The following is a 25,956-nucleotide window of genomic DNA, read 5'->3' on the forward strand; positions in this document are numbered from 1 at the left end:
GGTTGGCCACGCTCACGAGGACTCGCCAAGGTACGAGCGCGCCACGCGCGAGCGGTACATGCCGGTCACGATCTCGTAGTCGATCGTCCCGATGGTGTCGGCCCACTCACGGGCGGTGGGCTCGCCGCGCTCGCCGGTGCCGAACAGCACGACTTCGTCCCCCACCAGGACTTCGTCGTCGCCGCAGTCGACCATGATCTGGTCCATGCAGACCCGGCCGCGCACCGGACGACGCTTCCCGCCGAGGAACACCTCGAACCGGCCGGACAATGATCGCGAGACACCGTCGGCGTAGCCCACCGGCACCAGAGCCAGACTCGTTGCCCGGTCAGCGGTCCACGTGTGTCCATAGGAGACGGACTCGCCCGCGTCGATCCGCTTGGTGAGCACGACCGAGGACCGGAACGTCATCGCCGGGCGCAGGTCTTCGTGATAGGGCAAGGGGTTCAGCCCGTACATGGCGATACCCACGCGCACCAGGTCGAAGTGCAGGTCCTTGCGGTCGAGCGTGGCCGCGGAGTTCGCCAGGTGCCTGCGCGGCGTCAGACCGGCGTCCAGCGCGACTTGGTACGCCTCGGCGAACCGCGCGGCCTGCTGGTCGACCGACGGGTGACCCGGTTCGTCGGCGCACGCGAGATGCGACCACACCGCGTACACCTCGTTGTCCGACGCGGCCGCCGCGGCGACCAACTCGGGCCACGCCGAGCGCGGGCACCCGTTGCGGCTCAACCCAGTGTCGATCTTGAGATGGATTCGCCTGCCGGACAGGCGGGCCAGCTGCTCCACAGAGGACACCGACAGATCGATGTCGGACGGGCCCTGCGCGCCGGGGACGTCGAGCCAGGCCAGGATCGGCGCGGTGATGCCGGCCGCGCGCAACACCGCGGCCTCGTGCACGGAGGCCACACCGAGCCAGGTCGCGCCCGCGGAAAGGGCGGCACGGGCCACCGGCACAGCGCCGTGGCCGTAGCCGTCGGCCTTCACCACGGCCATCGTCTCCGCGCCGGCGGCGCGCGCGGACAGCAGCGCGACGTTGTGCCGGATGTGGTCGAGATCGACCGTCACCTCGGCGCGCGGCTGGTCAGGCATGACGGAATCGTGACACACCGCGGATGGCGTCGGGCAGCGCGTCCACGATGGCCGACGCGGAGGTGGGCGAACCGGACGCGGCCAGCTCACCCGCGCGGACATGCACGAATGCCGCGCACGCACCGGCGAGCAGCGGTTCGAGCCCCGCGGCGAGCAGTGCGCCGCAGAGTCCGGAAAGGACATCGCCCGACCCCGCGGTGGCCAGCCAGTACGAGCGGGCGGCGTTCACGGCCACGCGCCCGTCCGGGGCGGCGATGACGGTCGCGTGGCCCTTGAGCAGCACGGTCGCGTTCAGCTTCGCCGCCAGCCCGCGGGCGGCGGCGACCCGGTCGGCGCCCAGGTCGACCCCGAGCGGTCCGGCGATGCGGGCGAACTCGCGGTCGTGCGGGGTGAGCAGCACCGGGACATCGGGGTCGCGGGAGTCCCAGAGGGAGGAGTGTTCGGCGAGCAGGGTGATGCCGTCGGCGTCCACGACGGCCGGAACGCCCGCGGCCAAGACCGTGGCCACCACGTCACGCGAGGCCTTGCCGGTGCCCAGACCCGGTCCGACGACCCAGGCCTGCACCCGGCCCGCGTCCTCCACGGACCCGGTCGCGACCACCTCGGGCCAGCGCTGGCGGACCTCGTCGGCGGCGGACCCGGCGTAGCGGGTCATGCCCGAGGTGGCCCGCACCGCGGCGCCGACCGAGAGCACGGCCGCGCCCGGGTAGGTCGCCGACCCGGCCGCGATGCCGACCACACCCTGGGTGAACTTGTCGTCCGACGGACCGGGCAACGGCCACGCCCGACCGACATCCTCGGCGTCGAACACCTCGAAGTCCGGGTCGGCCAGGTCGAGGCCGAGATCCACCAGGTGCACCTCGCCGCAGCGTGGGCTCAGGAAGTGGACCGGCTTGAGCGCGCCGAAAGTGACCGTGACCTTGGCGTCGACCGCGGGGCCGTCGACGGCTCCGGTGTCCGGGTCGACACCGCTGGGCAGGTCCACCGCGACGATCGGCGCCCGCACCCGTGAGACCAGCGCGGCGGCGTCCGGCCGCAGCGAACCGCGCGCGGACAGCCCGACGATCCCGTCGATCACCACGTGGGCGTTGTCGACGTCCTCTGCCATGCCGACCCGTCCGCCCGCCCACAGCAGCGCTTCGAGTCCTCCGGCGTGGGCGCGGTCGGGCTGCAGGAGGACGGCCGTGACCGCCACGGAACGCTTGCGCAGCATGGCGCCCGCCCACAGCGCGTCGCCGCCGTTGTTGCCCGCGCCGACCAGCAGGACGACCCGCCGACCGGCCACCGCGCCGGTCGTCGAGCGGAGGAGCCGGATCGTGTGGAGCGCGACACCGTGGGCGGCGCGGCGCATCAGGGCGCCCTCCGGCGTCCGGGCGAGTACCTTGTCCTCGGCCTCCCGGACGCGCGCCGTGGTCCAGACGCCCTTCACGGCTATTCGACCGTAACGGACTTCGCCAGGTTGCGCGGCTTGTCGACGTCGTACCCGCGCGAGCGGGCGATCTCGGCGGCGAGCACCTGCAACGGGACGGTCGACACCAGCGGCTGCAGCAGCGTCGGCACCGCGGGGATCTCGATCAGCTCGTCGGCGAACGGGCGGACCGTCTCGTCGCCCTCCTCGGCGATGACGATCGTGCGCGCGCCGCGCGCCTGGATCTCACTGATGTTGGACACCAGCTTCGAGTGCAGCACCGCGCGGCCCTTCGGCGACGGCATGACCACGACGACCGGCAGGCCTTCCTCGATCAGCGCGATCGGGCCGTGCTTGAGTTCGCCCGCGGCGAAGCCCTCGGCGTGCATGTACGCCAGTTCCTTGAGCTTGAGCGCGCCTTCGAGGGCCACCGGGTAGCCGACGTGGCGGCCGAGGAAGAGCACGGCCTTGGAGTCGGACAGGTCGCGGCCGAGCGCGCGGACCTGGTCGACCGTGCCGAGGACCCGGCGGACGGCCTCGGGCATCGCCTCCAGCTCGTGGAACTCGCGGGCGATCTCGTCGGGGTACTTGGTGCCGCGGGCCTGCGCGAGGGCCAGACCGACCAGGTAGTTCGCCGCGATCTGCGCGAGGAACGCCTTGGTGGACGCGACCCCGATCTCCGGGCCCGCGTGGGTGTAGAGGACCGCGTCGGACTCGCGGGGGATCTGGGCGCCGTTGGTGTTGCACACCGCGAGGACGCGCGCCTTCTGCTCACGCGCGTGGCGCACGGCCTCCAGGGTGTCGGCTGTCTCACCGGACTGGGAGACCGCCACGACGAGCGTGTCGCGGTCGAGCACCGGGTCGCGGTAGCGGAACTCCGAGGCCAGCTCGACCTCGACGGGCAGCCGGGTCCAGTGCTCGATGGCGTACTTGGCGACCAGGCCGGAGTGGTAGGCCGAGCCGCAGGCCACGACGAAGACCTTGTCCACGTCGCGCAGGTCCTGCTCGGCGAGCCGCTGTTCGTCGAGCACGATCCGGCCGTCGACGAAGTGCCCGCGCAGCGTGTTCGCCAGCGCCTCGGGCTGCTCCTCGATCTCCTTGAGCATGAAGTACTCGTGGCCGCCCTTCTCGGCGGCGGAGAGGTCCCAGTCGACGGTGAACGGCTTGGCCGGGGCGGGCTCGCCGTGGAAGTCGAGGACCTCGTAGCCCTCGCGGGTGATCACGACGAGCTGGTCTTGACCCAGCTCGACGGCCTCGCGGGTGTACTCGATGAACGCGGCGACGTCGGAGGCGACGAACGTCTCACCGTCGCCGATGCCGACCACGAGCGGCGAGGACCGGCGCGCGGCGACGATCAGATCCGGCTCGTCGACATGGGTCACGACCAGCGTGAACGCGCCCTCCAGGCGGGCGCAGACGGCCCGGACGCTGGCGGGCAGGTCACCGGCGGTCTCGCCGTCGGCGTAGGCGCGGGCGACCAGGTGCGCGGCCGTCTCGGAGTCGGTGTCGCTGCTGAACTCGATACCCGCGGACTCCAACTCGCCGCGCAGGGCGACGAAGTTCTCGATGATGCCGTTGTGCACGACCGCGACCCGGCCGGTCGTGTCGCGGTGCGGGTGGGAGTTGCGGTCGATCGGGGCGCCGTGGGTGGCCCAGCGGGTGTGGCCCATGCCCGCGGTGCCGCCGAAGCCCTCGCGGCCGACCTCGTCGAGCCTGGCCTCCAGGTTGGCGAGCCTGCCCGCCTTGCGCTCCACAGCCAGGTCCGCGCCGGTCAGGACGGCGATTCCGGCCGAGTCGTACCCGCGGTACTCAAGGCGGCGAAGCCCGCCGAGCACGACGTCCAGTGCCTGCCGGTGGCCCACATATCCCACGATTCCGCACACGCGCACCAGGGTAGCCGGCACCGCCACACCCCGATGCGCGGCCACCGATAGGCTGACCACATGGCACGCAAGGCCAAGCACCTGCTCGACGAGCTTTCGCGTCCCGGTCCCAACGAGGTCCTTCGCGGCGACCTCGCGCTGATCGGGATGCCCGGGCTGGTCTTCACGCCGAAATCGGGCCTCGGGCTGCCCGCTGTCGCGTTCGGCCACGGCTGGCTCCAGCCCCCCGACCGGTATCGCGGATTGTTCCGCCACCTGGCGTCCTGGGGCATCGTCGTCGCCGCGCCCGGTACCCACACCGGGCCGCTGGGCTCACACCGGCTGCTCGCCTCCGACCTGCGCACCGCCCTCGACGTCTGCGTCGGCGTCCGCCTGGGCGAGGGCGCGATCAGCGTCGACGGCGACAAGCTCGGCCTCGCGGGCCACTCCACCGGCGGCGGCTGCGCCGTCCTCGCCGCGGCGGACGACAACCGGGTCCGCGCGGTGGCGACCATGGCCGCCACCCAGACGAAGCCGTTCGCGTCCGAGGCGGCCCGTTCCTGCGGCATGCCGGGTCTGCACCTGGCCGCGGGTGCCGACCGGGTCGCGCCGCCGGTGGGCAACTCAGAGCTGATCGCCCGGATGTGGGCGGGGCCGGTGCAGGTGCGGACGCTGCCCAAGGCGACCCACCTCGGGTTCACCGAGGGCAGGCACTGGAGCGGGCTGCTCGTCGACGGCAAGGCCCAGCACGCCACCCAGCGCGTGTCCCGGGCGCTGCTCACCGCGTTCTTCCTGGTTCACCTCACCGGTGAGGCCGAATACCTCCCGCTGGTCGAGGAAGACATCAAGGGCGCCGAGATCACCTTCGACGGTGATGACGATCTGGCCACCACCGCCTAGGTCCCACCGCGCGACGACCATCGGCGTGCTCTCGATCGTGATCGGGTTGACCTGGCTGCTGTCGGTGTACCTGAGGCTCACGGGCATCGTGACGCTGCTGTGCGACCTCGGGATGATCGCGGGCGGCGTGCTCGTCCTCAAAGGACGGCGGGCCGGGCGGGTGCTGTGTCTGGTCTGCGCCCCGATCGCGCTGGTGCTGGCGACGCTGACCATGCTGGTGCCCGCCCTCCAAACCACCGTTCGGCTGGTGTTCGCGTTCAACGCCATGACGGTGGCCGCACTACTGGTGCTGGTGATCCTCGTCTTCACCGAACACATCGCGGCGAACGACTGACGGAACCGCGAACGGGGATCGGGGCGTACCTCTAACCTTGGCGGTATGAACTACGGTCCGCCTCAGCAGCCGGGTCCACCCGGGTTCGGCCCGCCACCGGGCAACGGCCCTGGGTACGGCCAACAGCCCGGCTATGGACCACCTGCCGGATATGGACCGCCTCCGGGATACGGGGCTCCGGGGTACGGACAGCCCATGCCGGGGCAGCCATATCCGATGCGGGCACCCCAGGACCCGGTGGCCGCGGCCAAGTCGACCGGGGCGTTCGCGCTCGTCATGGCGGTCGTCGCCCTGCCGATGTCGATCCTCGGCCGGACGGGCGTGCTGTTCCTTGGCGGGTACATCATCTGCGCCGGTCTGCTGATCGCGGGCGGGATCCAACTACGGCAGCGCCGCGCCGCAGGCCGCTCCCTGGTCCTGAGCGGCGGGATCGGCCTCCTGGCGATCCTCGGACTCCAGGTCGCCCTCCAACTCCCCCGCGCGTGGCGCAAAGGCTGGGACGACGCCTACTGGATCGCCATCCCGATCAGCGGATTCATCGGCGCGGTGGTGTTGGTGATCCTTGTGATGCGCCCGATCGTGAACGCCGCGCTGATCGTGGCGCCCCCTCAGCTGCCGCCGCCAGGTCACCGCGGGTTTTGACCATGGGGCGTTCCCCGGACCCTGGACAGGGTTCGGGACATGCCTTTCGGGCCAGGTCAGCCGCGACAGCCATACCGCGGCAGGGAGTACCGCCACGCCCCCGGCCCAGCAGCACTGGCGGCCGCCGCCGGGAGACGTGCCCAGGCCGGGTCCGCCGCCTGCGCCCGGGCACGGCCTTGTCGTCGCCGCGGGTGTCCTGCTGATCCTGCAAGCGGTGTCGCAGCTCGGTCTGGCCGTTTCCTTGTCGCCCAAGTACAAATCGAGCGTGGATGACGAGCACTTCAGGTTTTCCTTGGCATGGACTGGCGGTACGCGCTCCCCATCGCGGTGAGGTTCATCGTCGGGATCCTGACCGCATTCGCCTCCGTGACGGTCCTGCGGTTCCGCGGCCGGGCGTTCGGCATCGTGATGGGTGTGCGCGGGTTGACCACGGCTTTCTTCGGGGTGTTCGGCGTGGCCGGTGGTTGTGTTGTCGGCGATGCCTACGGCGGCCGAAGTGATCCGCGCTCGCCGCGCCGGTACGGGACCTGGCGCCGGGTTCGCACCGCCGCCGCGCTGGAACTAGTTCTTGGTCATCCAGCTCACGGAGAACACCCCGGTGTCCGACGGGTCGACGGGCTCGGGCCGGGCCTGCTTCGGCGGCACGGCCCGAACGGGCTTCTCCTGGACGGGCGGCTTGCCCTTGCGGTCCCTGGGAACCGCCTTCTTCCGCTCCTGGCGCGGTGGGGCCTGCTCGGCCCGCTGAGCCTCTTCCTTCGCCGCGCGCTCGGCGACGTACTTCTCGTGCGCCGCCAGCTTCGCCTGGTACGCGACGCGGGAGGCGTCGAGGCGGTCGCCCAGGTCGGCGCGGATCTGCTGGAACGCCGCGCGGGCCGCGCGGACCGCCGGGTCCGTCTCGTCGATCACGGTCGCCTCCCTACTTCGCGCGTGCTGCCGGGTCTTCGCCGACGACGCCGTCGAAGCTCGCCATCGGGTCGCGGTCGTCGAACAGGGTGCCCGCCAACCGCCACTTGCTCGCCTTGCGCTCGGAGTCGCCACCGCCCTGCCCACCACCGGCGCCACCCATGCCCCCCATCGGCGCCCCACCGACGGGCGCGGCCCCGCCCACAGGGGCCCCGCCGGCAGCCGCGGCACCGGAGCGAGGCTTCTCAGAGTCATCGTTCGGAGCCTGCGCGCCCGCCGAAATCCCTTCAGCAGGCGGAGTCGCCGTGCCGGCGGCGCCACCGCCACCGCCGCCACCACCCAGCGCCTCGGCACCGCCGCCGCCTCCACCGCCACCGGAACCCGCGCCGCCGCCCGCACCCGCACTCCCGGTGCCCGACTCGCCCGCGGGCCCGCCACCTTTGACCGCCTCAGGCGCAGGCTGCGCTCCGGGCTCTGGCTGCATCCCCAGCACGTACTGCTTGCCATCGACATTCAGCGCGACACGGCCGTCGGCATCCGGCTCGGTCACCTTGATCGCGTGGCCGCCCTGGCGGATCGTCACACTCTCGCCGGTGGCCCCACTCCCCACACTTCCCAGACGCGCGAACGGATCCGCGTCAACACCCCGCGCCATGTCCCCCAACGCCAGCCAAGCCCGCGCGGTGGCTTCGTGCACATCGCGAAGGTTGCGCCGGAACTTGCCGACAATGGCGTCGTAGCGCGCGCAGAAGTCGTCGAGGTAGTTGATCACCTCGTTGCTGGGCCACGACTCGCCCAGCTGTCCGGGCACAAGATTGAGGTCACACACACCCGGTGTGCGCAGAGCGTCCACTGGAAACGTTCTGCCCCAAAGGGTTCCGCTGTTCATCGCGTCGTCGACACGCGCGATCTGCATTGTCCGCTTAGCCTGGTCGTCGACCGTGAGGTCCTTGAGCGAGACCGACTTCAGCTCGTCGACCAACGCACGCAACCCAGTCGCGGCGACCTTGCCCGCCCCGTCGACGACGGTGGCGAGCATCGTGAGCGCCTCCTGCCAGGTCCGCGCGTTCGTAGCGAACTTGTCGAGCTTGGTCCGCACCAATTGGGCCGCACCCTCGGCGCCCAAGTGCACCTGGCCGAGTTCGGCGGCCGCCGCAGCCAGTGACGCCAGCCGCTGTTGTCCCGCGTCGAGCCGCCCAAACTCGGTGCCCCGAAGCTCGGCCAACATCCGCAGGTCGAGGTCGTTGCCCCACGGGGTTTCCTGCCAGCCACCACGAGCCGCCGGATGCGTCCGCCACCGGGTGAACAGGGGGCCGCCCTCGGCGAGCACGTCGCACAAACCCTTGAGCCCGTCGATCAGCGCCGTCGAGGTGTTCGCGGAATCCGCGGCGGGCACCGGTTGCAGCGCCTCAGCCACCGCCTCCAGTGTGCGGCTCACCGCATTTCACCCGCCCTGGTGATCAGCGCGGCCGACTCCTCGTCGACCGCCCGCACCCGCAGGGCCGACTCCTCCACGGAATCGCTGAGGTCCGCCAACAACGGCAAAGCCTTCTCCATCGACGCCACGAGGGCATCCCGCACCTGAACGAACGCCGCACCAGCTGCCATCTGTTCGCCCAAGACCCCGAATGACGACGGCGTGAGGTCCTCCTCCCGCACGTAAGCCACCACAGCGACCAAGGCGGTCTTGAGGTCGGCCAACTCACGGACCACAAGATCGACCGATTCGTGGTCGACCCGGAGTTCCCCGGATGTCATAGCTCCCCCGCTCACCTCACCCAGCTACGGCCCGACCAGTCGTCTTCTTCCTCTTCCTCCACCGCGACCGGACGACTGGGCGCGGGCCGCGGCCTGCGCGCCTGCGGCGCCGGAGGCGGCGGCGGGGCGGACTCGTCGTCGAGTTCCTCACCCCCGAAGGACAGCACCTTGGGTTTGGCCTCGCGTGGCTCCCAAGTGCTGTTCTTCTCCTTCTCCGCCTGCTCACGCAGGTATGCCTGCTCGGATGCCACCTTCTCCGCCACGATGGCGGGCTTCATCTCCGCCTGGATCCGATCGCGCTCAGCGGCTTCGGCCTCACGGGCCTTGACCTCCTGCGCGAAGTCCTCGCCGATGTTGTTGACCCTGGCGTGGTACTCGTTGGCGATGTCCTCGTACTTGGCGAGGATGAGCCTGCTCTCGATGGTCATGTCATCCATGGCGTCCCTCAGTTCCCGCCGTCGATGCTGCTCATGCTCGTCTGCGTTTCCAGGTAGTCGTCATCGAAGAGAGTGCCGGTGGTCCGCCACTGCGAGCCGCTGCGCTCTTGGTCACCACCACCACCACCGCCACCGCCGCCACCCGCCATACCGCCGCCCATCGGCATCCCGCCGCCCACTGCGGAGCCAGGCTGGCTCGCATGGTCGCCACCGGGAGTCGACTGGGCGCTGGAAAGCCCGGCCTCGCCGGGACCGGCTGCGGACGAGTCTGTCGAGGACGGATCCTCGGCGCCGCCGTCGAACACGTTGCCCGCCGCGCCCCAAGCCTGGGAGACACCACTGTCGACGCTCGCCGCGTAGGTCGCCCCCTCCACCGGACCGTGGCCGCCCGCCTGGAAACCGCTGTCTGGCGAACCGACCGGGGAACCCGTGAAGGCCGCGCCCTGGCCGCTGGATCCACCGGGTGAACCCGCCGACGCCGGGCCGTTGCCGCCCGAATCGCCCGGCGCGCCCATCGACGCCGGACCGCCTGCCACGCCCGCCGATGCCGGAGCGCCCGCTGCCGAGGCGCCCACGGGCGCGCCCAGGTCGGCCGGTCCGCCGTTGACGCCGGGAGTCGAGGAACCCGTCACCGGCTGAGCGCCTGCCGCCGATTCCGCGTAGTCGAGGGTGTAGGTGGTGGACTTCCCGGACCCGTCGTCCACGGTCACGATGACGGTGTCGGGCGCACCCGGGTCGCGCTCCGCGGTGATCGTCAGCGGACCGTCCTGGATCACGGCCTTGCCGTCAGGACCAGCCTGTACGTGCTCCACGCCTGCTTCGGCCGACAGCGGCTTGCCATCGGGACCCACCGTGGATCCGGGTCCACTCGGGCCGAACGCGGCGGGCTGACCGTCGGCGGTGACCGGACGTCCGTCCGGACCGATCGCGGTGGAGCCGTCCGCGAGCCCGGCCGCGGTGGCGAAATCCAGGTCGTAGGTCTTCGGGTTGCCGGTGCCATCGTCGACGGTGACCTTGACGTGGCCCTGCCCGTCCGGGCTGGCGACCTCGATGGTCCGGTCGCCTTCGGTGATCTTGACCGTCTCCGGCGTGCCGGGGCCCTGAACCAGCGAGTCCGGCTTGCCGTCGCCGTCGAGGTCGCTCGGGTCGTCTGGCTTGCCGTCGCCGTCCTTGTCCGCCGGGTTGTCTGGCTTGCCGTCGCCGTCCTTGTCCCCAGGGTTGTCGGGCTTGCCGTCCATGTTGAGGTCGCCGGGGTTATCCGGCTTCCCATCCATGTTCGCGTCGCCGGGGTTGTCGGGCTTGCCGTCGCCGTCCAGGTCGCCGGGCTTGGGCATGGGCGGCGGCTGGTAGCCGGCGTTTCCACCGGGCTGGCTGCCGCCGCCCGGGTTCTTGCCGCCCGGGTCCTTACCGCCAGGGTCCTTACCACCGGGATCTTTGCCGCCCGGGTCCTTGCCGCCCGTGTCGCCCGGGATCAGAACCGACAGCTTCGCGTACGGGTCGTGATCTCCGAACGTGTTGGTCGACAACTGCGTCCACGCCGCGATCACCGCGTCGACGGTCTGGGTCACCCGCTGCCGGAAATTGCGAATGGTCGACTGGTAGAGGTTGCACAAGTCGTCGAGGTCGTTGCAGATCTCGTTTGACCACCGGTCGTCACCCTCTTCGAGTTCGACTCGACCCGGTGTGCGCAAGTCCGACGGCGAGATGTGATCCCACTCGTAGTCGTGGTCCTCGGCCTTCTCGTATTTCGACGGCGAGTTCCGATACACGCCCATGTCGTCACCGGTGTTGACGATCTTCCACATCTCGTCCATATAGGTGCTGTACTGCGCACGGCTGACCGAGTCGGTGTCACCGTCGCTATTGCCGCCAAGCCCGGCGTATTTCTCCACCAAAGGCTTGCCGCCGTCGCTCTGATCGGCGAAGTTCGCAAGCTTCTCGATCACCTCGTTGGTCGCGGTGCTGGCGCCCGCGAGGTGGTCACGCAATTGTGTGAGCATCGTGTTGTAACTGGCGGTCGCGGCCTTCATCTCGTTGATCTTGGTGACCGCGTTCTCGCCCGCCTTGCTGTCCCACGCCACGGCGAGCTTGGTGGTGGCGTCGGCGATGGCCGCGTCGATGCCGTGCGCGGCCTTGGTGAGCTGGTCCAGCCGACCACGGGCCCCGGTCATCATGCCCCAGCTGATGATCTTGAGCTTGTAGAGGCCGCCGCCGGGCTCGGTGCGCTCTTCCTCACCGTCACCCCAGGCCTTTTCGCTCCACTTGCCCTGGCAGGCCGGGTGATTGCGCCACCGGTCGTAGAGAAAGCCGAGTTTCGTCTTGTCCATCATGCCCGCGAACCGCTCGAGCCTGCGCAGCTTGGCCTCGGAGGTGTCGTCCGGGTGCGCGGTCGGGGTGCTGAGCGCGTTCAGGATGTCAGCGACTACTGGGCTTGGCGCCATCTCACTTGCCCCCGGCCTTGTTCAGGTTCCACGTGTTGTCGATATCGGTTTCCTTGGTCGCCTTCGAGGAACTGGTCAGCAGACTGGAGGCGTCGGCGCAGAATTTCTGCGCCTTCCCGACCGACGTGGCAAGCGCCTTGACAGCGGCGTCGAACGAGGTGAATGCGCGCGCTCCGTCCGGAGTGCCGCCGAAATGCTCAGCCTTAAGCCCGTCGCCACTGGCGTACTTCTGCACCTCGGCCAGTGCCAGAGCAAGACTGTTCATGTCCGCGGCCACGGCAGCCACGCCATCGTGGTCCATGTCCAATACTTCGTCGCGCGCCACTGCTCCCCCTACCTCCTGCTCGACTGTCCCCGGTTCGACGTACGGCACCACCAATCGGTGCCGTCGCGTACGCAAAGACCCCTACCGCTATGCGGAACTGTATCGAGAGACCGCAAATCCCGAAGGCGGAACGCCTAAAGGCCCGGGGGTGGCAGCGGTGGCGGACCCGGGTGCGGCGGCGGCGGAAATCCCGGTGGCGGCTGCGACGGATAGCCCGGCTGCGGATACGGCTGCTGCGAGAGACCACCCGACGGCGGATGCTGCTGCGCGGGATACCCCGGCGGCCGCGGGTACGGCTGCTGCGGGTATCCCGGCGGCGGGTGGCCGGGCGGCTGCCTGGCCTTCGTCTTGTTGTTCGACGTGATGACGATCGGCACCACGATCGCTGCGACGACCAGGAGGATGATCAGGGTGAGCGCGGACATGCGCCCAGTTTCGCAGTCGGTCAGCGGCGAGAGGCGCGGCGGGCGGCGATTATGCCGCCGATGATGAAGATCCCGAGCACGATCAGGATCAGCGCTTCGCTCAGGCCCAGGCTCATGGGCTCACACTACGTCGGCGACAACCTTGGACAGGCGCTCGGCCGCGGACTGGGCGGTCTCGTGGGTGGGGGCTTCGACCATCACCCGAACGAGTTGTTCGGTGCCCGACGGGCGCAGGAGGACGCGGCCGGTGTCGCCGAGTTCGGCTTCCACCGCCGCGACTGCCTCGCTGACCTGCGAAGACGCGGCGACCGTTGCCTTGTCTGCGACCTTGACGTTGATCAGGACCTGGGGCAGCTGGGTCATCACGCCCGCCAACTCGGCCAGGGACTTGCCGGTGGCGGCGACCCTGGCCATCAGCCGCATGGCGGTCAGGAGGCCGTCGCCGGTCGTGGCGTAGCCGGGGAGCAGGACGTGGCCGGACTGCTCGCCGCCGAGGGAGTAGCCGCCGTTGCGGATTTCCTCCAGGACGTAGCGGTCGCCGACGGCGGTGGTGCGCAGGGCGATGCCCGCGTCGCGCATGGCCAGGTGCAGGCCGAGGTTGCTCATGACGGTCACCACAAGGGTGTCCTCGACGAGTTCGCCCGCGTCCTTCATGGCCAGCGCGAGGACGGCCATGATGTGGTCGCCGTCGATGACGTTGCCCGCGCTGTCCACGGCGAGGCAGCGGTCGGCGTCGCCGTCGTGGGCGATGCCCAGGTCGGCGCCTTCGGCGAGGACGGCCTCGCGGAGCTGGTCGAGGTGGGTGGAACCGCAGCCGTCGTTGATGTTCTCGCCGTCGGGCAGGGCGTGGATGGCGATGACCTCGGCGCCCGCCTCGCGGTAGGCCTGCGGGGCAGCGGCCCAGGCCGCGCCGTTCGCGCAGTCGACGACGACCCGCAGGCCGTCGAGACGATTCGGGATGGACTTGAGCAGGTGCGCCACGTAGCGGTCGTGCGCGTCGGCGATGTCGTAGACGCGGCCGACGCCCGCGCCGGTCGGACGGGGAGCGGTGCTGTTGAGGCCCGCTTCGATCTCGTCCTCGATGGCGTCGGCGAGCTTGTGCCCGCCCGCGGCGAAAAGCTTGATGCCGTTGTCCGGCATGGGGTTGTGCGAGGCGGAGATCATCACGCCCAGGTCGGCGCCGAGTTCGGCGACCAGGTGGGCGACGCCCGGGGTGGGCAGCACGCCGACCTGCATGACATCGGCGCCCGCGGAGGCGAGTCCCGCGCACACGGCGGCCTGCAGCATCTCACCGCTGGCGCGCGGATCGCGTCCCACAACGGCTACGGGTCGGTGGGAGCGGTCGTGTTCCGCGAGGACCCGCGCCGCGGAGGCGGCGATGGCGAGTGCCAGCTCCGGGCTCAGGTCGGAGTTCGCGAGGCCACGCACTCCATCGGTACCGAACAGCCGTGCCATCGTCGGAGAACCTCCGCTGCGCTGGGGAGAGGGAGAAAGCGGTGAAAAGACCGGCGGGAGCAGCATCGAACGTGCTGCTCCCGCCGGGTCGTGCGTGTGGCTGACGCGCAGGGTCAGCGCTTGCTGTACTGAGGCGCCTTGCGGGCCTTCTTCAGACCGTACTTCTTACGCTCCTTGGCCCGCGGGTCACGGGTCAGGAAGCCGGCCTTCTTCAGGGGCGGGCGGTCCTCGCTGTCCAGCTCGATCAGCGCGCGGGCGATCGCCAGGCGCAGCGCACCGGCCTGGCCGGTGATGCCGCCGCCGTGCAGGTTGGCGCGGATGTCGAAGGACTCGGGCTTCTCGACCAGCACCAGGGGCTCACGGATGAGCTGCTGGTGGACCTTGTTCGGGAAGTACTCCTCAAGGGACTTGCCGTTGAGGAGGAACTTGCCGGTGCCCGGGGTGAACCGGACGCGGACGATGGCCTGCTTGCGGCGGCCGACCGTTTGCGCGGTCTCCGGGGTCAGGTGCGGGATCGCCGGAGCGTCCGCGGCCTCTTCGGCGACGGGAGCCTCGTCGGCGACGACGGGGGCTTCCTCGGCGACGGCCTCGTCAGCGACGGGAGCGTCGGCCTCGACGGCCTCGGTCTCCGCTGCCTCGGTCTCGACGGCCGCGGGGGCTTCGTCGGTCTCGACGGCGGCGACGGCCTCGTCGGTCTCGGGGGTCACGGCGTCCTCACTCACTTGACGACCTTCGCAATCTCGAACGGCTTGGGGAGCTGGGCGGCGTGCGGGTGATCAGGGCCTGCGTAGACCTTGAGCTTCTTACCCTGGGCGCGGCCGAGCTTGGTCTTCGGCAGCATGCCCTTGACGACCTTTTCCAGCAGCCGGTCGGGGCGAGAGTCGATCAGTTCACCGAACGACTGCTTGCGCAGACCGCCCGGGTAACCGCTGTGTCGGTAGGCGAACGCCTGGTCCCGCTTGTTGCCGGTCAGGAGGACCTTCTCGGCGTTCACGATGACGACGAAGTCGCCAGTGTCCATGTGGGGGGCGAACGTGGGCTTGTGCTTGCCTCGCAGGAGCGTGGCAACATGCGTCGCGAGACGGCCGAGCACCACGTCCTCGGCATCGATCACGTGCCAGGCGCGGTCGACCTCGCCGGGCTTAGGGCTGTACGTGGGCACGGGTCTACCTCATCGTCAACTTGCGTCATGGGTGTGCGTGCGGGCCTCACCTCTGGATGGGGTCACCCAGAGGCGCGCAACGCGGCTCGACTCGCGTTCGACCAGTCGAGCAATGCGCCCCGCGCCGCACAACAAAGTAAGAAGATACCGGGTGGCACACCGCAGGGTCAAAACGGGTCCCCCAGGGTGTCCCTGGCATGCGGATCGCCACGCTCAGCGATCACCCGCGCACGATTCCGACCACCGCTCGCACCCCCAGGGCGAGCGGCGGCCGGAGCCGGGCACGAAGTGCCCTTGACCGCAAGCATCTGCGACCATCCCTGCGGGCGTCTTGGACAAACCTTGAATCCGCTGGTCGGAGGGTTGATTGGAATTCAGGCTGTTCGGTCCCGTCGAGGCCTGGTCGGATGGACGGCGCCTCGACGTCGGACACACGCGGCAACAACTCGTCCTGGTGGCGCTCCTGGTGGACACCGGCACGCCGGTCTCGGCGGACACGCTGGTCGAGCGGGTATGGGGAGATCAACCCCCGCTGCGGGCGACGTCCAGGCTCTATAGCTATGTGTCCCGACTGCGCTCAATCCTCGGCGCCGCGATCACGCGCGAGCGGGGCGGATATGTGATCGATGCCTCCTCCACTGAGGTGGACGTCCACCGGTATGAGGATCTGCTCACCGACGCGGGCCGCGCCAAGGGCGAGGCGGCGGTCGCCCTGTTGGACGAGGCGGCGCGACTTTGGCGAGGAACTCCCTTCGCCGGATTCGACGCCCCCTGGCTGGTCGCACTCCGGGAGTCGCTCGAACGGCGGCGACGGGGAGCCGACCTCGATCGCGCGGAACTTCTGCTCGACCTCGGACGGCACCACGACCTGCTCCCCGGGATGCTCGACCGCGCCGCCGCGGACCCCTTGGACGAGCGAGCGTGCGCCCAGCTGATGCTCGTGCTGTACCGCCTGGGCAGGCAGGCCGAGGCGCTGACGCACTACGAGGGCATGCGGCAGCGGCTGGCCGACGAACTGGGGGTCGACCCGGGCGCGCCCCTGCGCGAGCTCCACCTCCGCATCCTCCGACTCGACCCGGCATTGACCGGACCGGTGGGCTCCCGCCCCCGCGGCGGGGGCCGGGTGGCGCAACTGCCCGGCGACGTGAGCGCGTTCAGCGGTCGGAAGTCCGACCTCCGCCGGCTCGACGCAGTCCGCGGCGCCGTCTCGCCGACCGCGGTCGCGATCGCGGTGATCACCGGGTCCGCGGGCATCGGCAAGACCGCTCTGGCGGTGCACTGGGCCCACCGGATCCGCGACGACTACCCGGACGGACAGCTGTTCATCGACCTGCGCGGCCACGCACAGGCGCCACCGGTGGCGCCGCGCGACGCGCTGTCGCAGTTCCTCCGGGCGCTGGGAGTGGCGGCGGACAAGATCCCCACCGAGCTGGACGAGGCGTCGTCGCTGTTCCGCAGCATGCTCGCGGGCACCCGGACGATCGTGGTGCTCGACAACGCGGCGGACGCCGACCAGGTGCGCAGACTGCTCCCGGGCGACCCCGGGACGCTGGTGCTGATCACGAGCCGCAACCGGCTGGGCGGCTTGGTGGCGCGCGAGGGCGCGTACGCCGTCGGGCTCGACGTGCTGGAGCGCGACGACGCACGGGTCCTGCTTGAGGGCATGCTGACCCGCCCGAGAGTCGAGGCGGAATCGGCGGCGGCCGAAGAACTCGCACGGCTGTGCGCGTACCTGCCCCTCGCGCTGCGGATCGCGGGCGCCTCGCTCGCGGGCGACCCCGACCGCGGCATCGCGGACTACGTCACGGAACTCCGCGCCGGGAACGTCGTGAGCGCGCTGCGCATCGACGGCGACGAGGACACCGCCGTCCGGGCGGCGTTCGACCTGTCCTACGCCGCGCTGTCCGAGCAGGCCAAGCGCCAGTTCGCGCTGCTCGGCCTGGTCCCGGGCAACGACTTCACCGCGGCGGCCGCCGCCGCGCTCGCGGACACGACGACCGACGCGAGCGCGCGGGCACTCGACGAACTCGCGGCCGCGCACCTGACCAGGCGCAAGACCGACAGCCGCTACACCTTCCACGACCTGCTCGGCGCCTATGCGGCCGATCTCGCGGCGCGACAGCCGGACCACGGCGCGGCGTGGCTGCGGTTGTGCGCCTGGTATCAGCACAACCTCGACGCCGCCACGGCGTTCGAGGTGCCGCGGTTTCGGCTTTCGGCGGGCGGCGGGCCGATCCGGTTCGCCAGTGCCCGAGAGGCGAAGACGTGGCTGGACCAGGAGTACCGCAATGTCACCGCCGCGGTCGTCCGCGCGAGCGAGACGGGGCCTGAGGAGTTCGCCTGGTGCGCGGCCGACGCGATCCGGCTCCACCTCAGCCGGAACCTTCACTATCCACAGTGGACCACGGTGGTCGAGGCGGGCAGACGCGCCGCGGTGAAGGCGGGCGACCGCCGGGCCGAGGGTGTGATGCTGCAGAGCCAGGGCAGCCTCCACGGCTACCTCGGTGAGAGCGAAGCCTGCATGGCGGACCAACTCGCCGCGCTCGAATGTTTCGAGGAGTGCGGTTTCGGCGTCGGGGCGGCGAGCGCGCTGAGCAACATCGGTGTCACCTATGACGATCTCGGGCAGCCACGGAAGGCCGCACGGTCCCTGCATCAAGGGCTCGCGCTGGCGCGCAAGCACGGGATGACGGTCCTCGTGGGCAAGACGCTGGCGAACCTCAGCACGGCGCACGCCAATCTCGGCGAACTGGCCGAAGCCGTGAGCTGCGCGAGCGAATGCATCGCGATGGACGGACCGGACGCGGCGGCCGACATCCGGGGCGCGGCGATGATCAGCCGCGGCGGGGCCTACCGGCTGCTTGGCGAGTACGACGCCGCGTTCGCGGATCTGCACGCGGGAAGCGCGCTGGTGAGCGTCCGGTATGGACCTCGCGGGGAGTTCGAGTCGGCCCGCTGCCACGCGGCGACCGGCGCGCTCGACCTGGCACTGCGCCATGCGGAACAGGCGGTGCGGCTCAGCGAGAAGCTCGCCGATCCGCGCGAGATGATCATTTCGCGGGCGACGCTGGGGGATGTCCTGGTGCTGCGCGGGCAGGTCCGGGACGCGATGGCGCACCACGAACAAGCCGTCCAGCTGGCGGCGGAATCAAAACAACACGGGTATGGCGCCGACGCACGGACCAGCCTGGCCAGGGCGATGCTCCACCTCGGCGACGCCGCGGCCGCGGGAGACGAGGCCGAGTCGGCGCTCAAGGTGGCACGAGAACTGGAACTCACGATCGTGCGGTGCCGCGCTCACAGCGTTCTCGCCCAGGTGAACGAGCGGCTCGGCAGGCTCGCCGAGGCGTCGGCGCACCACCGGGAGTCGCGCTCGATCCAGCGGCTCACCGGATACGTGCCCGAGCCCGGATAGCACAAACCCGAGTGGGGCCCAGGAGTTTCCTCCGGGCCCCACTCGGGTGGTGTAGCACTAGCTCAGCGAAGCGGGATCAGCCCCACTTGGCGGCGTTGGCCTTCTCGGTGGCCTCGTAGTTGTCACCGGACTGCTGCACGGCCATACCGATCGAGGCGAGAACCTGACGCAGGTCGTCCTGCGCGCGGTTCCACTCCTGCTGCTTGGCGTGCCAGGCCTCCTTGGCGGCACCTTCGTAGCCCGCCTCGAGCGGCGCGAGGCGCTGCTTGAGCTCGCCGAGCAGGGTCTCGAGCTTCCCGGCGGACGAGGACAGGGCCTGGGAGGCGTTCGCCACCTCCGCGAAGTTGACCTTGATCATGTCGTTAGGCATTGCGGTTCTCCCTTGGAATCAAGTCTTGGTTTAACGGAGCGAAGCTGAAAGACGAAGAGCGGGGCAGATCAGCCACCGAGCACGTTGGCGATGTTCGACATCGACTGCGCGGACTCTTCTTCCTGGCGGATGTAGGCCTCGTTCGAGGACTTGAGCTGCTCCGAGATGCCCTGAAGCGCGTCGGCGAGCTTCGCGGCGTCGTCGTCGAAGCGCTGCATCAGCGTCTGGAAGGCGGTCGCCGCCTGGCCGGCCCAGTTGTCGCGCAGCGGGTCGAGGGCGCTGCGGAGGCTGGACAGCACGCCGCGCGACTCCTCGTTCACGTTGTCGACGTCGACCGCGGCCTTGGCCATCTCTTCGGGCGTAATTCCGTAACCGGACATTGGGAGTAACCCCCTGGTTAGTAGTTGGTCGTACGCGTTCTTCGTTCGTACAACCCTTACGACGGAACCCTGCCAGGTTCGGTTCCGACTCGGTGCCGCTATCCGGCAGGTAGTTGCTCTAGTGAACGCTATTTCAGGAAACTCGCAGGTCACAGCATGTTTCGCCAACGCGAACGCACCCGAACGTGGTTCACAATGGCGAATTCGGGCGCGATTCGGCGGGCCGGTGGGGCTTTCAGCGAGGGTTTCGAGGCGAGGTCAGCCGCGGAAAAGCACGGAGTGCTGGGAGAAGTCCTCGTCATCGTCGTCCGGGCGGGGCGCGCGCTTCGCGGGCTCCTCCTTGGCGGGCTCGGCCGGTTCGGTGACGAGGTCGGCGGCAGGAGGGAACTCGGTGACCGGGAGCCCCTGGGCGCGGCGCCACTCCTCGGCGGCCGCGCGGCGCTGCTCGTCGGTCAACTCGGCCGGGTCCACCTTGGACTTGCCGATCCGCTTCGCCAGTTCGTCGTTCTCGGCGCGGAAGTTCGCCGACTGGTCGCGGGCCTCGGCGACGGCGCGCCGGGAGCGAGTGACCGCCGCCGCGAGCTCCGCCCGGTACCGGGCGACCGCCTCGGCGAATCCCTGGTTCTGACCGGTCATCTCCACCTCATCCCTCGATGGCCATCGTGCGGACCACCGATTCGCAGGCCTGGCGCACCTTGTCGCGGCCGCTCTCGGTGTACTGGCAGCCGACGCTGACTTGCGACTTGCCCTGGAACAAGACGTACCAGTCGACAGTCGCGTCTTTCCGGTCGAGCCGCTCCCGGTAGCTGACGACCTCCCGGCCGCCGAAGGTCACCTTCTCGCTGAAATCCGTGAACTCGTCGCCACCGGACTCGTAGTCGCTGCGGAGTTTGTCGACGGCTCGGGCGCGGTCGGCATCGCTGTCGAAGACAAGTCGCTTCTCCTCGACGAGCACGAGGTCGTCGCCCTTCTCGGCGCCCACCGGTTTGATCTCGGTGCGCAGCAGACCGGGGTTGCCGCCGGTCTGGGTCCAGCCGTCAGGGCGGGTGAAGCGGTACTCGTACTGCGCGATGACCGGGCCCGCTTCGGCAGGCGGGGTCTCACGGCCGAGCAGCACCACCATGGTCACCGCGACGGCGGCGACCACGACGACCGCGGCGCCGACGAGCAGTGCGGTGCGCCTCGGCTTGGCCGGGCGCGGCACGGGCAACGGCCCGGAGTGCGGGCCCATCGGCCGGGGCGGGAGCGGTGGGCGGTGGTCGACCGGCATGGTCGACTCCGCGGCGAGGACACCGGCGGGCCCGGATCGGCCGGGCCGCGCGGCCATGGCGCCGGTGTGGTCCGGTTCGACCGCGGCCGCCCGCAGCGCGCCGCGGGCGACCACCGTCTCGGGCTGGTCGAGTGTCACCGGGACCATGCCGGTCCGCTCGGCGACGAGCCGTGCGACCAGCGGGATCCGGCTGGATCCGCCCACGAGGAAGATCCCCGCGAGCTGTTGGGGCGCCAGGCCAGCCTCGTGGATGGTGGCCAGCGTCAGGTCCACCGCCCGGCCGACCGGGACACCGATCAGCCGTTCAAGGTCGGTCCGGGTGACGTGCGCGTCGGGGAACGGCGACGGCAGCGGGACGTCGGTGTACGGGTGGCGCGACAGGGTTTCCTTCGCGCCGCGGATGTCCTGGCGCAGGACGCGCCTGCGCCTGCGGTCGGCCAGGTCGCGGCCTTCGACGAGGGCCCGCCAGGAGTCCGGGTCGCCGCTGGAGACCAGGTCGCCGACGTAGCCGAGGAGTAGCTCGTCGATGTCGGCCCCGCCGAAGTGCGGGTCGCCGCGGGTGGCGAGGACCGTGTACGCGGGCGGCAGCCCCGGCCGGGCAGGCGGGCTGGTGCGCACGACACTGACGTCGACGGTGCCGCCCCCGAGGTCGAGGACGGCGAGGGTGCGGCCCTGCGGACCGGTGGGCGCCGGGTAGCTCGCCGAGTGGAAGACCGCGGCCGCGACCGGTTCGGGCACCAGCACGATCCGCTGGGCGAGACCGGCGGCGGCCTGGCGGAGGACCTGGGTGCGGACGCCACCCCAGTCGGCGGGGTGGGTGAGGACGAGCTGCGCGACCTGGACGCCGCCCGCGACCCGGCGGGCCTCGTTCACCGCCCGGCCGAGCACGGCCCGGAACACGGCGACGACAGGAAGAACGGTGTCGCCGAGCAACAGTTCCCTCTCATCGATCCGCCGCTTGGGATGCGGCTCGTAGCGCGAGGGATCAAGCGCGGCCTGGCGATCGGCTTCCTGCCCGACGAAGAGAGTGCCATCCGGCGCGGCGTAGACGGATGACGACAGCAAGGGCTGCCCATCGACCACGACGACCTGGGGCTCCCGACCGTGTACGGACACCGCGACACACGTACTCGACGTCCCAAAGTCGACCGCGACGCGCAGTGCCACTTCTTCGCCCCTCGACCCGCCTGATCTCGACCCGCCTGTTGCTGCCCCGAGTCACCCTACGTGATCGCCAACGCGGATGAATCCACCACTTTGGAAGCGACGTGCAGCCCCCGCACAGGCGACGGGCAGAACCCAACGGCCCAGCAAACGCACCCCACAAAGAAAAACCCGGTTGGCGATGCCGAAGCACCACCAACCGGGAAGATCACCCCGAGAACTACTCCGGCGGAATCCAGGCCACATGCATCAAGGCCTGGCCGACCTTGCGACTGACCAGCGTGCCACGACCCGGCGGCATCGCCGACGGCTTCACCGTGCCAAGCAACGCACCCTCATCCTTGTTGCCGCTCATCACGACACCAGGGCTGGCGATCTCACGCAGCTTGCCGAGGATCGGGTCGAACATGGCCCGGCTGGCGCCGCCGGAGCGGCGGGCGGCGATCACGTGCAGGCCGACGTCCTTGGCCTGCGGCAGGAATTCCGCGATCGGCTGCAGCGGGTTGTTGCCCTGCGGGGCCACGAGGTCGTAGTCGTCGACGATGACGAACAGCTCGGGGCCCTTCCACCACGACCGGTTCCGCAGCTGGTCCTGCGTGACATCCGGTCCCGGCAGCCGCTTGAGCATCGACCCGCGGACATCCTTGACCATGTCGCCGAGCTGGTTGGACGAGACCGCGTAGCCCAGCAGGTGGTTGGTGTCGATGAACCCCAGCATCGTGCGCCGGTAGTCGACCAGCAGGATGACCGCTTCCTGCGGGGTGTAGCGGTCCATGATGCCGCGCACGATCGTGCGGATCAGGTTCGTCTTGCCCGACTCGCCTTCGGCGAAGGCCATGAAGTGCGGCTCGGCGTCGAAGTCGAGGTACACCGGGGCCAGATCGTTCTCGTCGATGCCGATCGGCACCAGCTTCGAGTCGCGGCGGGTGTCCTGGGTGAGCAGGTCCTCGTAGCTGATGAGCTCGGGCAGCAGGCGCACCTTGGGGGCACCGCGGCCGCGCCAGGCGCCCTTGATCTTGGCGACCGCGTCCTGGACGCCGGTCGCGACGTCGTCGGCGTTGCTGGAGCCGTCGATGCGGGGCAGGCCGGTCAGGAAGTGCAGCTTGTCGCGGGAAAGGCCGCGACCCGGTCGGCCGGCGGGGATGTTGACCGCAACCCGACGGTCCACATCGGACTCGCTCGGGTCACCGAGGCGCAGTTCGAACCGGGTGCCGAGCAGATCCTTGAGCGCGGGCCGGATCTCCGCCCAGCGGTTGGCCGCCACGATGACGTGGATGCCGTAGGACAGACCCTGCGCGGCGAGGTTGACGACCTGCGACTCCAGTGACTCGAACTCCTGGCGGAAGTTGAGCCAGCCGTCGACGATCAGGAAGACGTCGCCGAACGGGTCCTCCTGGATCTCCCCGCGCCGCTTGCGGTTGCGGAAGTCGGTCATCGAGTCGATGCCGAGGTCGCGGAAGCGCTGCTCCCGCTCGCCGATCAGGCTGCTGACCTCGGCGACCATGCGGCGGGCCTTGTCCGGGTCGATACGGCCCGCGACACCACCGACGTGCGGCAGCCCTTCGAGCGTGCCCATCGTGCCGCCACCGAGGTCGAGCACGTAGAACTGGACTTCCTCGGCGGTGTGCGTCAGCGCCATCGACATGATGAGCGTTCGCAGCATCATCGACTTGCCCGACTGCGGGCCGCCCGCGATCGCCGCATGGCCCGCGGCGCCGGAGAAGTCGGCCCAGAGCAGGTCTCGGCGTTGCTCGAACGGCTTGTCGATGATGCCCAGGGGAACCTGGAGCCTGCCGTTGCCGTAGAAGCCGACCGGGGACAGGCCGCGGTCCTCGGTGGGTTGCAGCGGGGGGAACAGGGTGTCGAGCGAGTTGGGCTCGTTGAGCGGGGGCAGCCACACCTCGTGCGCGGGCGGGCCCTGCCCGATCAGCCTGCCGACGATGACGTCGAGTTCGCTGGCCTCGGTGCCGCCCTCGGGCTTCTTCTCCTCGACGACCGGCACCAGGGGCTTCTCGGGCTCCTTGGGGATCTCGACGTAGTCGGGCACGAAGAGCTTCGCGCGCCGGTCGCCGGACACCGCCGCGGTGGGGCCCGCGGCCTGCATACCCGCCGGGCGGTAGGGCCCGGAGACGTAGGCGGCCTTGAACCGGACCATCGTGCTGGTGTCGAACTTCAGGTAGCCGGAGCCCGGGATCGACGGGAGTTCGAACGCGTCCGGCACACCGATCGCGGCGCGCGACTCGGCGGCGGAGAACGTCTTGAGACCGATCCGGTAGGACAGGTGCGAGTCGAGTCCGCGCAGCTTGCCCTCTTCGAGCCGCTGCGAGGCGAGCAGCATGTGCATCTGCAGCGACCGGCCCAGTCGGCCGACGGCGACGAACAGGTCGATGAAGTCGGGCTTGGCGGCGAGGAGTTCGGAGAACTCGTCGACGACGATGAACAGGGCGGGCAGCGGGTCGAGGTCGGCGCCGTTCTCCCGGGCCTTCTCGTACTCCCACACGTTCTTGAAGTTGCCGCCGTTCTTGAGCGCTTCCTGGCGGCGGTTCATCTCGCCCGCGAGGGCGTCCTTCATGCGGTCGACCAGGGTCAGGTCGCCCTGCAGGTTGGTGATCGTCGCGGCGACGTGCGGCGCGTCGTCCAGACCGAGGAAGGTCGCGCCACCCTTGAAGTCGACGAGGATGAAGTTCAGCGTCGTCGACGAGTGCGTCGCCAGCATGCCGAGCACCAGGGTGCGGAGGAACTCGGACTTGCCGGAACCGGTCGCGCCGATGCACAGGCCGTGCGGGCCCATGCCCTCCATGGCCGATTCCTTGATGTCGAGTTCGACGAACTGGCCGAACTCGCCGATGCCGAACGGCACCCGGTAGCGGTCGCGGACCGGCCGCGGCCGCCACGCCTGCTGGACGTCGAACGTCATCGGGTCGCCCGGGATGCCGAGCAGTTCGAGCAGGGTCGGGTTGGCGTTCAACGGCTCGTCGTCGCCGGAGTCGGACGCGCCGACCCCGAGCCGGTACGGCGAGAGCTTGCGGGCCAGCGCCTCGGCCTCGGCCACGCTGAGCGTGTCCGGGTTGGCGAACCACTCGACGCCGCTGGCGCTGCGCGCGCCGAGCCGCTCTTCCTCCACGACCAGGCGCAGACCACGCCGGGCGGTGAGGTTGCCGAGACTGTCGGAGAGGTCCATCAGCGTGACGCCGACCAGCCCCTCCTCAAGGATGATCTGCTCCTCGCGGGTGACCTCGCCGTCGTCGATGACGATCACGATGTGCGGCTGGTCGGGCTGCGGCGGGGCGTTGCGGGTGAACCGCTGCCGGTCGCGCAGTTCCTCGTCGAGCCACTCCTCGATCTGGGCGAGCGACCCCGCCATCATCCGCAGCTGGCCGATGCCGTCGGCCATGGTCGGGTGCTGCGCGTGCGGCAGCCATTTCGCCCATTCCCACTCCTGCTTGGCCTTGCCCGCGGTGACGACCGCGACGAGCACGTCCTCAGGGGTGTGGAAGGTGACCAGCTGGGCGATGAGCGCCCTGGCCAGGCCGCGGGTCAGCTCGCGGTCGCCGGTCAGGCCGACGGCGGCGAACCCGCGGATGGCGACCTGGATGGGCAGTTCGGGGACGATCGAGTGCGCGCGCACGAACCGGCGCAGCGCGAGCGTGGCGATCGGCTCCAGCTCGTCGACCGGTCCGGTCTGCGGCGGGACGAGCCGGGTGGCCAGGCGCTGCGAGCCGCGGCCCGCGCGCAGGTGGCAGAAGTCGGGGTCAGCCTGGCGGCGCTCCCACATCCGCCTGCTGGTCGCGATCGACCACAGGGCCTGCGGGTCGGGGTGGGTCCACTCCAGGGAGGCGCGCTGGTCGAGCGAGGCCTCGCGGGCCCGGTCGCGCATCTGGCCGAGGTAGCGCAGGTAGTCCTTGCGGTCCTCGTTCATCTCGGCCTTCTTCTGGCCGCCCCCCTTGCCGCCCATGCCGCCTGCCATCATGCCCACGGTCGACATCACCATCATGCCGCCGAACATCAACGAGGTGGGATTGCGCCCGCCCGTCGTGAACATGAAGACCATCATTCCGACGGAGGCCAGGATCATGACCGCGGGCAGCATCTTCATCACGATGCTGCCGGGAATGACCCTGGGCACCTCGGGTGGCGGCTCCAGGTGAACCTCACCGCCAGGCTGGCGGGGCGCGGCAAGGCGGGGCGAACGCTTGAACTGCAGCGTGCTCACCGG

Annotated in this window: 22 protein-coding genes; 4 read left to right on the forward strand and 18 right to left on the reverse strand. The window is 70.3% G+C overall.

The window, feature by feature from the left end:
• Positions 1-12: 12 nt before the first annotated feature.
• From alr to glmS, 3 genes are read right to left on the reverse strand one after another with little or no spacing between them, the layout of a single operon-like run.
• The gene (alr, locus tag GPZ80_RS03820; protein WP_187218384.1) at positions 13-1,089 is read right to left on the reverse strand and encodes an alanine racemase; all 1,077 of its coding nucleotides are present in this window, start codon (positions 1,087-1,089) and stop codon (positions 13-15) included.
• The gene (locus GPZ80_RS03825) at positions 1,082-2,518 is read right to left on the reverse strand and encodes an NAD(P)H-hydrate dehydratase (RefSeq protein WP_187218385.1); all 1,437 of its coding nucleotides are present in this window, start codon (positions 2,516-2,518) and stop codon (positions 1,082-1,084) included. Before GPZ80_RS03825 ends, alr begins: the two co-directional genes overlap by 8 nt.
• 2 nt (positions 2,519-2,520) lie before the next feature.
• The gene (glmS, locus tag GPZ80_RS03830) at positions 2,521-4,380 is read right to left on the reverse strand and encodes a glutamine--fructose-6-phosphate transaminase (isomerizing) (protein ID WP_187218386.1); all 1,860 of its coding nucleotides are present in this window, start codon (positions 4,378-4,380) and stop codon (positions 2,521-2,523) included.
• Positions 4,381-4,440: 60 nt separating this feature from the next.
• Between glmS and GPZ80_RS03835 the strand changes: the two genes are divergently transcribed.
• From GPZ80_RS03835 to GPZ80_RS03845, 3 genes are all read left to right on the forward strand, one after another.
• Entirely contained in the window at positions 4,441-5,259 is an 819-nt protein-coding gene (locus GPZ80_RS03835) for a dienelactone hydrolase family protein (RefSeq protein WP_187218387.1), read from the forward strand.
• The gene (locus GPZ80_RS03840; protein ID WP_187218388.1) at positions 5,234-5,593 is read left to right on the forward strand and encodes a hypothetical protein; all 360 of its coding nucleotides are present in this window, start codon (positions 5,234-5,236) and stop codon (positions 5,591-5,593) included. Before GPZ80_RS03835 ends, GPZ80_RS03840 begins: the two co-directional genes overlap by 26 nt.
• A gap of 216 nt (positions 5,594-5,809) precedes the next feature.
• Positions 5,810-6,235: a hypothetical protein gene (locus GPZ80_RS03845; RefSeq protein WP_187218389.1), complete on the forward strand. Its 426-nt coding sequence runs from the start codon at positions 5,810-5,812 to the stop codon at positions 6,233-6,235.
• 561 nt (positions 6,236-6,796) lie between these two features.
• Here the strand turns inward: GPZ80_RS03845 and GPZ80_RS03850 are convergent.
• The 10 genes from GPZ80_RS03850 to rplM all read right to left on the reverse strand — a co-directional run bounded on the left by GPZ80_RS03850 (position 6,797) and on the right by rplM (position 15,141).
• On the reverse strand, positions 6,797-7,141 hold the full coding sequence (locus GPZ80_RS03850) for a hypothetical protein (RefSeq protein WP_187218390.1): 345 nt from the start codon (positions 7,139-7,141) through the stop codon (positions 6,797-6,799).
• A 10-nt stretch (positions 7,142-7,151) separates the two neighbouring features.
• Complete coding sequence (locus tag GPZ80_RS03855; protein WP_187219033.1) at positions 7,152-8,576, reverse strand: hypothetical protein; 1,425 nt, start codon at positions 8,574-8,576, stop codon at positions 7,152-7,154.
• Entirely contained in the window at positions 8,573-8,896 is a 324-nt protein-coding gene (locus tag GPZ80_RS03860) for a hypothetical protein (RefSeq protein ID WP_187218391.1), read from the reverse strand. The genes GPZ80_RS03855 and GPZ80_RS03860 overlap by 4 nt, the downstream gene beginning before the upstream one ends.
• Before the next feature lie 11 nt (positions 8,897-8,907).
• On the reverse strand, positions 8,908-9,333 hold the full coding sequence (locus GPZ80_RS03865) for a hypothetical protein (protein ID WP_187218392.1): 426 nt from the start codon (positions 9,331-9,333) through the stop codon (positions 8,908-8,910).
• A gap of 8 nt (positions 9,334-9,341) precedes the next feature.
• Positions 9,342-11,774: a hypothetical protein gene (locus GPZ80_RS03870; RefSeq protein ID WP_187218393.1), complete on the reverse strand. Its 2,433-nt coding sequence runs from the start codon at positions 11,772-11,774 to the stop codon at positions 9,342-9,344.
• Between the two features lies 1 nt (position 11,775).
• Positions 11,776-12,099, reverse strand: a complete 324-nt coding sequence (locus tag GPZ80_RS03875; protein WP_187218394.1) for a hypothetical protein — start codon at positions 12,097-12,099, stop codon at positions 11,776-11,778.
• 134 nt (positions 12,100-12,233) lie between these two features.
• A complete protein-coding gene (locus tag GPZ80_RS03880) occupies positions 12,234-12,524 on the reverse strand; it encodes a hypothetical protein (protein WP_187218395.1) in 291 nt (96 codons plus the stop codon).
• Between the two features lie 120 nt (positions 12,525-12,644).
• The gene (gene glmM, locus GPZ80_RS03885; protein ID WP_187218396.1) at positions 12,645-13,979 is read right to left on the reverse strand and encodes a phosphoglucosamine mutase; all 1,335 of its coding nucleotides are present in this window, start codon (positions 13,977-13,979) and stop codon (positions 12,645-12,647) included.
• Positions 13,980-14,092: 113 nt separating this feature from the next.
• Positions 14,093-14,686 (reverse strand): 30S ribosomal protein S9, encoded by a 594-nt coding sequence (gene rpsI / locus GPZ80_RS03890; RefSeq protein ID WP_312880144.1) that lies wholly within the window; start codon positions 14,684-14,686, stop codon positions 14,093-14,095.
• Positions 14,687-14,697: 11 nt separating this feature from the next.
• Positions 14,698-15,141, reverse strand: a complete 444-nt coding sequence (gene rplM, locus GPZ80_RS03895; RefSeq protein WP_187218397.1) for a 50S ribosomal protein L13 — start codon at positions 15,139-15,141, stop codon at positions 14,698-14,700.
• A gap of 367 nt (positions 15,142-15,508) precedes the next feature.
• On the opposite strand from rplM, the gene GPZ80_RS03900 reads away from it, so the two are divergent.
• The gene (locus GPZ80_RS03900; protein WP_187218398.1) at positions 15,509-18,556 is read left to right on the forward strand and encodes an AfsR/SARP family transcriptional regulator; all 3,048 of its coding nucleotides are present in this window, start codon (positions 15,509-15,511) and stop codon (positions 18,554-18,556) included.
• A gap of 76 nt (positions 18,557-18,632) precedes the next feature.
• Here the strand turns inward: GPZ80_RS03900 and GPZ80_RS03905 are convergent, their stop codons facing one another.
• The 5 genes from GPZ80_RS03905 to eccCa all read right to left on the reverse strand — a co-directional run bounded on the left by GPZ80_RS03905 (position 18,633) and on the right by eccCa (position 25,953).
• The gene (locus GPZ80_RS03905; RefSeq protein WP_187218399.1) at positions 18,633-18,926 is read right to left on the reverse strand and encodes a WXG100 family type VII secretion target; all 294 of its coding nucleotides are present in this window, start codon (positions 18,924-18,926) and stop codon (positions 18,633-18,635) included.
• Positions 18,927-18,994: 68 nt separating this feature from the next.
• A complete protein-coding gene (locus tag GPZ80_RS03910; RefSeq protein WP_281401156.1) occupies positions 18,995-19,306 on the reverse strand; it encodes a WXG100 family type VII secretion target in 312 nt (103 codons plus the stop codon).
• A 258-nt stretch (positions 19,307-19,564) separates the two neighbouring features.
• Entirely contained in the window at positions 19,565-19,942 is a 378-nt protein-coding gene (locus GPZ80_RS03915) for a hypothetical protein (protein ID WP_187218401.1), read from the reverse strand.
• A 7-nt stretch (positions 19,943-19,949) separates the two neighbouring features.
• Complete coding sequence (locus tag GPZ80_RS03920) at positions 19,950-21,743, reverse strand: type VII secretion-associated protein (protein WP_187218402.1); 1,794 nt, start codon at positions 21,741-21,743, stop codon at positions 19,950-19,952.
• 217 nt (positions 21,744-21,960) lie between these two features.
• Complete coding sequence (eccCa, locus tag GPZ80_RS03925; RefSeq protein WP_187218403.1) at positions 21,961-25,953, reverse strand: type VII secretion protein EccCa; 3,993 nt, start codon at positions 25,951-25,953, stop codon at positions 21,961-21,963.
• Between the last annotated feature and the right edge of the window lie 3 nt (positions 25,954-25,956).

The sequence above is a fragment of the Actinokineospora xionganensis genome (assembly GCF_014323725.1).
Lineage (GTDB): Bacteria > Actinomycetota > Actinomycetes > Mycobacteriales > Pseudonocardiaceae > Actinokineospora > Actinokineospora xionganensis.

Bases quoted from the DNA above. Each gene is read 5' to 3' on its own strand.
- alr (WP_187218384.1), bottom strand. From the start codon at position 1,089: ATGCCTGACCAGCCGCGCGCCGAGGTGACGGTCGATCTCGACCACATC.
- GPZ80_RS03835 (WP_187218387.1), top strand. From the start codon at position 4,441: ATGGCACGCAAGGCCAAGCACCTGCTCGACGAGCTTTCGCGTCCCGGT.
- GPZ80_RS03840 (WP_187218388.1), top strand. From the start codon at position 5,234: ATGACGATCTGGCCACCACCGCCTAGGTCCCACCGCGCGACGACCATC.
- GPZ80_RS03845 (WP_187218389.1), top strand. From the start codon at position 5,810: ATGCGGGCACCCCAGGACCCGGTGGCCGCGGCCAAGTCGACCGGGGCG.
- GPZ80_RS03860 (WP_187218391.1), bottom strand. From the start codon at position 8,896: ATGACATCCGGGGAACTCCGGGTCGACCACGAATCGGTCGATCTTGTG.
- GPZ80_RS03865 (WP_187218392.1), bottom strand. From the start codon at position 9,333: ATGGATGACATGACCATCGAGAGCAGGCTCATCCTCGCCAAGTACGAG.
- GPZ80_RS03870 (WP_187218393.1), bottom strand. From the start codon at position 11,774: ATGGCGCCAAGCCCAGTAGTCGCTGACATCCTGAACGCGCTCAGCACC.
- GPZ80_RS03880 (WP_187218395.1), bottom strand. From the start codon at position 12,524: ATGTCCGCGCTCACCCTGATCATCCTCCTGGTCGTCGCAGCGATCGTG.
- glmM (WP_187218396.1), bottom strand. From the start codon at position 13,979: ATGGCACGGCTGTTCGGTACCGATGGAGTGCGTGGCCTCGCGAACTCC.
- GPZ80_RS03905 (WP_187218399.1), bottom strand. From the start codon at position 18,926: ATGCCTAACGACATGATCAAGGTCAACTTCGCGGAGGTGGCGAACGCC.
- GPZ80_RS03910 (WP_281401156.1), bottom strand. From the start codon at position 19,306: ATGTCCGGTTACGGAATTACGCCCGAAGAGATGGCCAAGGCCGCGGTC.
- GPZ80_RS03915 (WP_187218401.1), bottom strand. From the start codon at position 19,942: ATGACCGGTCAGAACCAGGGATTCGCCGAGGCGGTCGCCCGGTACCGG.